Below are 9,282 nucleotides of genomic sequence, written 5' to 3' on the forward strand. Positions count from 1 at the left end.
CTATCGTAGAAAAGGAGGGAATAAGGCGTGTCTACATCCAAATATGAAACAGTTATTGGACTAGAAGTCCATGTTGAGTTACATACAAATTCCAAAATTTTCTGTGGTTGCTCGACTGAATTCGGAGCACCACCGAACACCCATACGTGTCCTATCTGTCTTGGACATCCCGGCGTATTGCCAGTATTGAATCGCCAAGCGGTGGATTATGCAATGAAAGCAGCCATGGCTCTTAATTGTACGATTGGTGACAGAAGTAAGTTTGATCGGAAGAACTATTTCTATCCCGATTCACCTAAAGCGTATCAGATATCCCAATTCGACCAACCGATTGGTGAACATGGTTGGGTTGATATAGAAGTGAACGGAGAGACCAAGAGAATTGGTATCACTCGTCTTCACCTAGAAGAAGATGCAGGCAAACTGACGCATATCGACGGTGGCTATGCATCATTAGTGGACTTTAACCGCGTAGGTACACCACTAGTTGAAATTGTATCTGAGCCAGAGATGTCTTCCCCTGAAGAAGCTCGTGCATATCTCGAGAAAATCAGAGCCATTATGCAATATTGCGAAGTGTCTGATGTGAAGATGGAAGAGGGTTCTCTTCGGTGCGATGCCAATATCAGTCTTCGTCCATACGGACAGAAGGAGTTCGGTACAAGAGCAGAGTTGAAGAACATGAACTCATTCCGTGGTGTACAGAAGGGCATGGAATATGAAGAATTCCGCCAAGCTGAAATTCTGGATGATGGTGGAGTCGTTGTCCAGGAAACAAGACGATGGGATGAAGGACAAGGAAAGACGATTACCATGCGTGGCAAAGAGCAAGCTCATGACTATCGTTATTTCCCAGATCCAGATCTTGTGACCTTGGATATTGATGATGCATGGAAAGAGCGTATACGTTCATCGATCCCTGAATTACCGGATGCTCGTAAAGAACGATATACGTCTCAATATGGTTTACCTAGTTATGATGCAGCAGTCATTACAGCATCTAAACCCTTAGCAGACTTCTTCGAGGAGAGTTTGAAGTATACAGGGGATGCGAAATCTGTATCTAACTGGATTATGGGTGATCTGCTAGGATATCTAAATAGCAGTAACCTTGAGCTGTCTGGGGTACAGGTTTCTGGACAGGGACTTGGTGAGATGATCGGTCTGATTGAGAAAGGAACGATCAGCAATAAAATCGCCAAAATCGTATTTAAAGAGATGTTGGAGTCGGGGAGATTACCACAACAGATTGTTGAGGAACAAGGTCTAGTTCAGATCAGTGACGAAGGAGCGATCCTTAGTATTGTAGAACAGGTCGTAGCGGCTAACCCGCAATCGATAGAAGATTACAATGCGGGTAAACAGAAGGCAATTGGATTCCTTGTGGGGCAAGTAATGAAAGAGAGCAAGGGTAAGGCAAATCCAGGATTGGTCAATAAGCTGCTTATTGATGTTCTAAGCCGTTAAACGTGAAGTCAATTAGGGGCTTGTCGATCATGACAGGCTCTTTTGTCTATAAATACGGAGGTAGCTACCATGTTTTTGGAATGGAGAATGAAGTATGATCATAGAACTTGTATTAACTGATGAAGATGTTGTTCACCAAATATGGCGGTTACAGCAAGTTGCTTATCGATTAGAAGCCGAGATTATCGGATTTAACGATATTCCTCCGCTATTGGACACCACAGAGACACTTAGTCAATGCGGCGAGACTTTCTATGGTGAAGTAGATGAAGACGGTGTACTAGAAGGAGCTATAGCCATAAGTAGCGAGACTCCAGGAACAATGATGATCACTCGAATGATGGTACACCCCTCTCATTTCCGTAAAGGGATTGCAAGCAGATTGATTCAATACGTTCTTGATTCCCATACTGACGTTCCATTATTTATCGTTTCTACAGGCAAACGGAATGCTCCAGCGTTTACGTTATATCTAAAGTATGGCTTTATTCCTTTCGATACCTATGAAGTTGCGCCAGGTGTTGAATTGACTACCTTTCATAGACATCAGTAACTTCTTCCTATTCCTCATAAATAGTTGATCTTTATTTTCTTAAGGGAGGGCTACGTGTGAATAATCCTTGGTTAATCGATAATCTTCATATTTTCCTTCGGTTACTATTATCCATGCTGTTAGGTGGACTTATCGGATTAGAGAGAGAAAGTTCTAACCGAGCGGCAGGACTACGCACACATATTCTGGTGTGTTTGGGTTCGACTCTTATTATGATGCTCTCCATTTATGGATTCGCAGAATTCGCAAATGAAACGAATATTCGTATGGATCCAGCGCGGCTAGCATCAGCTGTTATTACTGGTATTGGATTTCTAGGGGCAGGAACTATTCTATTTACTGGGAAATCCATTACGGGACTAACAACAGCTGCATCAGTCTGGGTTGTAGCTGCACTAGGACTTTCTGTGGGTGCTGGATTTAACTTTGCTGCTATAACAGCTACGGTCTTAATTTTATTGACATTGATATTGTTCAACAAAATCGAGCAACGATATATTAAAGGAAATAAGTTGCACATCGTGACCATTCACGCCACAAGCTCTCCCGGTTTTCTTGACGATGTCTCTACGCTTTTTAAAGAAGAGGGCTTTACGATCAAGAAATGTATTGTGAACGAACGTAACACGGCACCTTATGGAGAGTTACAGCCTCCAGGGACGACGATTGAACTTACGATGCATGTCTTAATTAAACGTACTTTTGATCCCATCTATATATCGTACAAAATCCAGAGTTTAGTTGGGGTAACGATGATATCCTTAGAATAAATGGATTCCTAATGAATAAGCGGGTACATTCCTTTGGGAACGTACCCGTTTTTATATAAATAGCGCAAATGATAATTATTTTTGCTTCTAAATAGGCTTATATTTCAATGCTAAACGTTTCTTCGCCGCTATAGGATGGCGAGGTCATTTGTCGTGGATGCTTGTTTTACTTGGTGGGTAAATATACAGTACCCAATTGTTTACCAGTTACTATAAGTACGTAATGAGGTATTATCTAAATTATCTTTAGAACAGTATTAGGCAAAGGAGGGATACTAAAGATGGACCTCTTGCAACAGAAATCATCCACAATGAATGAACCCTTGAAACAGCATCGACCTACAAAGCGTTCAAGGAGATTTGTCACGCGTAAACGTAAGTTTGTAGCAGGGTTGTTAGCAGCACTTTTACCTGGTTTGGGACATATATATTTAGGGTTATTTAAAAAAGGGATATCTTTTATCTTTGCTCTTATATTAGATTGCTCAGCTTTGCTATATTTTTCATCTACAGGGATGCATATCAATGTACCTTTCTTGATTATTTTGGGACTAATGATTCCTATTTCTTATTTCTATAATCTTTACGATGTGCTTCAAGCAGCAGATTATACGATTACTCGACGTCTAAAAGAAGATTTAGATGTGACTGATGGAACAGGTCAAAGACGTCATAACCCTTTTGCGGGTGAAGGAAGTATCTCCTTCGGTATTTTACTTGTGATGGGTGGGATTATCTTAACCTTATTTCATCAGAAGCCTAGTTGGCTAGGGTTATATATTGAACGTTATGGACAAATAAGCATCGCATGTGGAGTAGTCGCTATTGGTTTCGTACTAATCGTTAGAGAAGTTGTAATTCAAAAAAGAAAAGCTCTACTTAGGAAAAGGGAGGGATGAGAGTGAATGGTAAACAGCACAGAATTCGTGTGGGACGCTATACGGCAGCACTTTTATTAATGATAACAGGAACGTTGTTGATCATAGATGAAGTGCAAGGGAGTGAATACATGCTTCTTTTGCTTAAATGGTGGCCTCTCATAGCGATCATGTGGGGAGTTGAATCCATTCTTATCTATTTATTGAGGAGATCTGAAAAAGGCAATGGATCTAGGATCCGCCTTGATGTTAAAGGTCTTTCCTTATCCATTCTTTTAACCGCTAGTGTATTCATTGTGACTCAACAAGAGCACTATTTATATTTGTGGAATAAAGTGAGTCTGAACCTGACTGCTTCGGCAGTAGACTACAGCGAACAAGACGGAGCAGAATTTAATAAAGAGGATCAAGTCATACCCGTGGCCCTAGACAGTGAGAATATCAAAATTAATAATATAAACGGTGATATTTTGTTACATCGTGAACCCATTGATAATATACAAGTTTCCACTAAAGTATGGATTGATCAGATTACAGGTCCTGAAAGAGAGGATGTATTTGAACAGTCATTACTTGAGGTTACTGAAGGTAAGACTATTAATATTATAGCATCAGGGAAAGCCTATGGGCAGTCGGGTAAACGGCAACCTAGGATGAATCTCGACATTGCACTTCCAGAGAATAGACGTTTCAATTTAGAAGTTCAAACGATGAATGGCAATATCAAACTTGTGAATGTAAATGCCATTGAGAATATCTCATTGAAAAGTGCTAACGGGAAGTTAGAACTATATAATGTGTTAGGAAACGTTAAAGGTGAGACTTCAAACGGTATCGTTCGAACGGTTAAGGTTGAAGGGAATGTTGAAATCACCTCAAGCCAAGGTAATATGGAAGCTACAGATATATCTGGTACACTCAAGTTATCGACACAGGTGGGTAATATATCGGCTATACGTGCGCACAACGATGTCGATATCAGGACGAAGAATGGGAATATATACGCAAGTCAACCTGAAAAGAAATTGAAGATTGAATCTCTTAATGGTGGGATCACCGTGTATTCTCATCAGATCGGCGGAGATTGGGATATCTATAGTGCTGTGGGTGTCATGAATCTACATTTACCATTAGAAGCAAATTATAAATTAAAAGGCTCCATTGCATTTGGCAATATTATTTCTTCTATACCGGCATTTACAATTGAAAATAAAACCATTTACGGAACCGTTGGAGAAGGCGAATATGACATTCGTGTAGAGGGAAATAGCGATTTAAATGTGAATAGCTTTTGAATGAATGCCTTATAATATTTCTATAACTAGGATTTAGAGGAAGGCCTATCGTTGACAATTATCAGATAATAACCGTAATATAATAATAATGATACTAATCTAGATGTTATAAAGGTGGCAGGATAGATGGGAACAAGAGTTCAACATGCATTGGAACAATTGAAAACGACCGGTGTCCGGATCACACCCCAACGCCATGCGATTTTAGACTTCTTAATGGAATCCATGACTCATCCTACAGCTGATGAGATATACCGTGCTTTAGAACCTAGGTTCCCTAGTATGAGTGTAGCAACAGTCTATAATAATTTAAAGATGTTTATGGAGTCTGGAATGGTTCGTGAACTGACATACGGCGATTCATCAAGTCGTTTTGACGCGAATGTGTCGGAGCACTACCATGTGATTTGTGAAGAGTGTGGTAAAATTGAGGATTTCATGTATCCTTCATTGGTTGATGTAGAACACGTAGCAGAAGAGGCAACAGGTTTTCAAGTAAAAGGATTAAGAATGGAACTTTACGGAGTCTGTGAAAAGTGCAAGAAACATTAAGGTAGTAAGAAGCGTTATAAAACATGTGGATTCCTAGAAGGATTCTTCATGTTTTATTTTTTATTCTAAGATTTCACAATCATGGGTTTACGGAGGGTTTATAGGTTGATGAGAAGAAAACAAAGTCACAGTACGATGAGAAAAAGGCGAGTCGGTCCATTTTTGATTGGTTGTCTAATTTTGATAGCTGGGTATTATGCATATACGCAAATTGCTCCTAACACCCAGCATGTAGAACCTGATTGGAAAGGGAAGGGTAGTCCCATTTTTGTGAAAGGTGAATTACTTGAATACTCCGCTTTGGGGACGGGTGAAGATTTAAAACTTCCATTACCGATGTTACAGGAGGAAATAGATCCTCATATCCAATATGAATCGGAGACAGAATCCATCATTATTACAACTTTGGAGAAGTTAGTTTATTTGACTACAGATCAGACGAAAGCCGAAATAAACAATGAACCTACTCAGCTCCGAGTTGCTCCTGAAGAGTCAGATGGCATAATGTACCTACCTATAGGCCTACTAAAAGAACTATACGGATTGGCTGTGCATGAGGATACCAACACAGGTGCCGTTATACTTATGAAAGCGGGAGAAAGTATCCCAATGGGAACGGTCAAGGCGAGTAAGGAAGATAACACAATCGCGATGCGTAAAGAAGATTCGATCCATGCTCCTATTATTTCAGATGTACCTCATGGGACTGAATTAAGGGTATGGGAGACGAAAGAAGATTGGTACTATGTACAATTGGATAACGGTTATACAGGATATATCAAGAAGGCTAATGTAGTTATGGGAGAGAGCAAAATAGTAGCATCGCCTACTCCATCACCTACACGTGCGGAGAGAAGTTGGAAAGGGAAAAAGGTTAATCTGGTATGGGAAGCTGTATACCAGAAGAAGCCTACTCCTGAATCCATTGGAAAACTTCCAGGCGTTAACGTACTAAGTCCTACTTGGTTCAGTATGATTGATGGAGAAGGAAATGTACGAAGCCAAGCAGATCTGGAGTATGTCAAATGGGCACATAAACAGAACATGGAGGTATGGGGACTTCTTAGCAATAGTTTTGAACCCGATCTGACATCTAAAGCAATGAGTAGCTTTGTAAGTAGAATAAACATTATCAAACAGATGTTACAGTATGCAGATTTATATGAATTGGATGGTATCAATCTTGATTTCGAGAATGTGTATACGAAAGATGGCAATAACATCACTCAGTTTGTACGTGAATTGAAACCACTTGCGGAAGCTAAAGGACTCATTGTATCGATAGACGTAACACCTAAATCAAAAAGTGAAATGTGGTCTCTTTTTTTAGATAGACAAGCACTAGCAGAAGTTACAGATTTTCTTATTGTAATGGCTTATGATGAGCATTGGGCATCAAGCCCAGTAGCAGGTTCAGTTGCATCACTCCCTTGGGTGAAGTCGTCAATGCAACGTATCCTATTGGAAGATAAGGTGCCTCCAGAGAAGCTAATTCTTGGCATTCCTTTGTATACGCGCGTATGGAGTGAAGAGATTAAAGATGGAGAAACGAAGGTTAGTTCTAAAGCCTTAAGTATGGATTCTGTAGCTGACATTATAAAGACGAAGAAGCTGAAACCCACTTATTTAGAGAGTCCTAAGCAGAATTACGTTGAGTATAAGGAAGAGAATGTACTTAAGAAGATATGGATTGAAGACGAAGTATCTTTGAAATCGAGAGTAGAGTTAGCTAAGACTTTGGAGCTCGGAGGGATCGGTTCATGGAATCGAAGCTTCGCTAATAAAAAAGCGTGGGAAGTTCTTAAGTCGATTAATCCTTAAAGAGGAATGTATGTATTACGTTTATTGACATCATTATCATCATACCTAAGTATAATTTCACAATAAAACCGGCATCCTTTTAAGGAGAGCCGGTTTCATTGTAATAATAGAAAAAATCCGTATCACGCTATCCTTTAAAAGATTGTTGGGTAATTTCCTTCTCCAACTCTTCAGCAGTGATATTGGCGATTTTTGGATCCAATGTCAGTATGGTTCTGCAGAACATGCAGCGATCGGTTTGACCTAACACTTTTGTTAACTTACTACATTGTGGACACTGGATCTGGATGGCACTTGTAGATAGCATACCAGCCCAGAAGTAAATACCAAGACTTCCTACCATGGCAATCAGACCGATGACAAGACCTATTGCAGCAAAGGCTTTACCGGAGTGCCCCCAGAACACGATACCTGCTGTTCCTAGGATCATAAGTCCCATGCCAATCATCGTTAATAATAGCCCCCATGTACGGAATGCATTAATTTTTGCGGACTTAAACATCATGGTTATGTTCACCCTAACCTATAGAATAATATAATTCATTTTCTAAGAAGGAACTCGTATTCTCATGTAGAAATATAGTATAACTGAAATGGCATTTTTTCGCCAAGGAATGTATGGAGGGAATCGTGGAATTATCAAACCTGTATTTACAGTATAAAGAGGCATTTGATGAAGAAACCCTAGGAGCAATCGTGTACCAACAACATGATCATAAATTCCAAGGCCCTCTTTTTCATGATCTTGAACTACTATTGTTAGTAGTACAAAGCTCAGAGCAGAGCATAGTCAAACATGTTATGTTCGGGGGGGAACGTTGCCAGGTGTTATATGTAAGCTTGAGATTACTTAGACGTTGGCTCATAGCAGGTGAGAAAAGTGATATAGTCAAATGCTTGTTAGAGGGTGATATCGTATTGGATACGGATGGATGTCTAGCGAATCTTTGTTTAGAATTTGAGGAATTTAAGCAACCCCTTCGTGATCAAGAAATGTTCTTGGAGTTCTCACGATTTCTGTGCTTATACTTAGAAGCTAAACGTTATATGAACGAAGGTCATATTATGGATGCTTACCATAGCGTAATACAATCCCTTCATCATTGGGCACGAATTGAATTAATTGAAAGAGGGATTCGCCCTCAGGCTAATGTATGGGAACAAGTACGCGGATTAAAAACAGCTGTGCATAAACTATATGAAGAATTAACGGTCAGCCAAGAAACATTGAAGCAACGAGTCGAGTTGGTACTCTTGGGTTGTGAGTTTTCCGTAATATCCAAAATGGCTGAGTGTTCCGTTTTACTCATAAAAGTAATGGGCAGTCGCACAAAACCATGGAGTATAGAAGACTTGATTCAACATCCGGAATTAGACATCATGGGTGCAGAACTACCACTTGTACTCCGTAAGTTAGTATATCGATCGATTATTAAAGAAGTGAAGATTGGGAACGAAGTGAAATCACATAGTAACCAAGATATCCTATATAGTATAATATGAAGCTGACTTCGAGGAAGAGTTAATATACTTTTCCTTATTTTTTTTGTATAAAAGCACATCAATCTGTTATTAGCAGAAACTATTAATGAATAGACGAATTAGGATTTTTTTAACATATATTTTTTGTTTAAATTAAATTTGACTCTGCTATAGTTTCTGTGTTAAATTATATCTCGCCCCATTAAACAGGAGACACAGATTACAAGTCAGTAATCAGTCGTTGAAAAAGAAATTGAAAAAAACTTCTTGACGAAATGGCGGCGAGCATGATATATTATAGAAGTTGTCGCCGAGAACAACTGGTAACAACAAAACGAAAAAAATTGGTCTTTGAAAACTGAACAACGAGTGAGTAGATTTCACGAAAGTGAAGTCAAAACAAATGAGAAATCATTTGATAGAGAAAGTAATTTCTCGTCAGTTTGTTTTAAATGAGCATAATC

At 39.4% G+C, this 9,282-nt stretch carries 9 protein-coding genes; 8 read left to right on the plus strand and 1 reads right to left on the minus strand.

Translation table 11 applies throughout. The features are described 5' to 3' along the window. Nucleotides 1-27: 27 nt before the first annotated feature. The 7 genes from gatB (at nt 28) to AC1D7X_RS06895 (ending at nt 7,336) form a co-directional block, all read left to right on the plus strand. Entirely contained in the window at nt 28-1,467 is a 1,440-nt protein-coding gene (gene gatB / locus AC1D7X_RS06865; RefSeq protein ID WP_495456038.1) for an Asp-tRNA(Asn)/Glu-tRNA(Gln) amidotransferase subunit GatB, read from the plus strand. 94 nt (nt 1,468-1,561) lie between these two features. Next, nucleotides 1,562-2,020, plus strand: coding sequence for a GNAT family N-acetyltransferase (locus AC1D7X_RS06870; RefSeq protein WP_495456039.1), 459 nt, complete (start codon nt 1,562-1,564; stop codon nt 2,018-2,020). Nucleotides 2,021-2,076: 56 nt separating this feature from the next. Continuing rightward, nucleotides 2,077-2,790, plus strand: a complete 714-nt coding sequence (locus AC1D7X_RS06875; RefSeq protein ID WP_495456040.1) for an MgtC/SapB family protein — start codon at nt 2,077-2,079, stop codon at nt 2,788-2,790. A gap of 281 nt (nt 2,791-3,071) precedes the next feature. Then, nucleotides 3,072-3,689 carry a hypothetical protein gene (locus AC1D7X_RS06880; RefSeq protein WP_495474889.1) on the plus strand — a complete coding sequence of 206 codons (618 nt, stop codon included), beginning with the start codon at nt 3,072-3,074 and terminating at the stop codon, nt 3,687-3,689. A gap of 2 nt (nt 3,690-3,691) precedes the next feature. Further along, nucleotides 3,692-4,963, plus strand: a complete 1,272-nt coding sequence (locus AC1D7X_RS06885) for a DUF4097 family beta strand repeat-containing protein (RefSeq protein ID WP_495456042.1) — start codon at nt 3,692-3,694, stop codon at nt 4,961-4,963. A 126-nt stretch (nt 4,964-5,089) separates the two neighbouring features. Continuing rightward, nucleotides 5,090-5,515, plus strand: a complete 426-nt coding sequence (perR, locus tag AC1D7X_RS06890) for a peroxide-responsive transcriptional repressor PerR (protein WP_495456043.1) — start codon at nt 5,090-5,092, stop codon at nt 5,513-5,515. A 108-nt stretch (nt 5,516-5,623) separates the two neighbouring features. After that, a complete protein-coding gene (locus tag AC1D7X_RS06895) occupies nt 5,624-7,336 on the plus strand; it encodes a glycosyl hydrolase family 18 protein (RefSeq protein ID WP_495456044.1) in 1,713 nt (570 codons plus the stop codon). Between the two features lie 127 nt (nt 7,337-7,463). Here AC1D7X_RS06895 and AC1D7X_RS06900 read toward each other — a convergent pair whose 3' ends face one another. Continuing rightward, a complete protein-coding gene (locus tag AC1D7X_RS06900; RefSeq protein ID WP_495456045.1) occupies nt 7,464-7,841 on the minus strand; it encodes a YgzB family protein in 378 nt (125 codons plus the stop codon). Between the two features lie 125 nt (nt 7,842-7,966). Between AC1D7X_RS06900 and AC1D7X_RS06905 the strand changes: the two genes are divergently transcribed. Then, entirely contained in the window at nt 7,967-8,839 is an 873-nt protein-coding gene (locus AC1D7X_RS06905) for a nucleotidyltransferase-like protein (protein WP_495474890.1), read from the plus strand. Nucleotides 8,840-9,282 lie beyond the last annotated feature (443 nt).

Source organism: Paenibacillus sp. Y568 (assembly GCF_059445545.1).

Bases quoted from the DNA above. Each gene is read 5' to 3' on its own strand.
- AC1D7X_RS06870 (WP_495456039.1), top strand. From the start codon at position 1,562: ATGATCATAGAACTTGTATTAACTGATGAAGATGTTGTTCACCAAATA.
- AC1D7X_RS06880 (WP_495474889.1), top strand. From the start codon at position 3,072: ATGGACCTCTTGCAACAGAAATCATCCACAATGAATGAACCCTTGAAA.
- perR (WP_495456043.1), top strand. From the start codon at position 5,090: ATGGGAACAAGAGTTCAACATGCATTGGAACAATTGAAAACGACCGGT.
- AC1D7X_RS06895 (WP_495456044.1), top strand. From the start codon at position 5,624: ATGAGAAGAAAACAAAGTCACAGTACGATGAGAAAAAGGCGAGTCGGT.
- AC1D7X_RS06900 (WP_495456045.1), bottom strand. From the start codon at position 7,841: ATGATGTTTAAGTCCGCAAAAATTAATGCATTCCGTACATGGGGGCTA.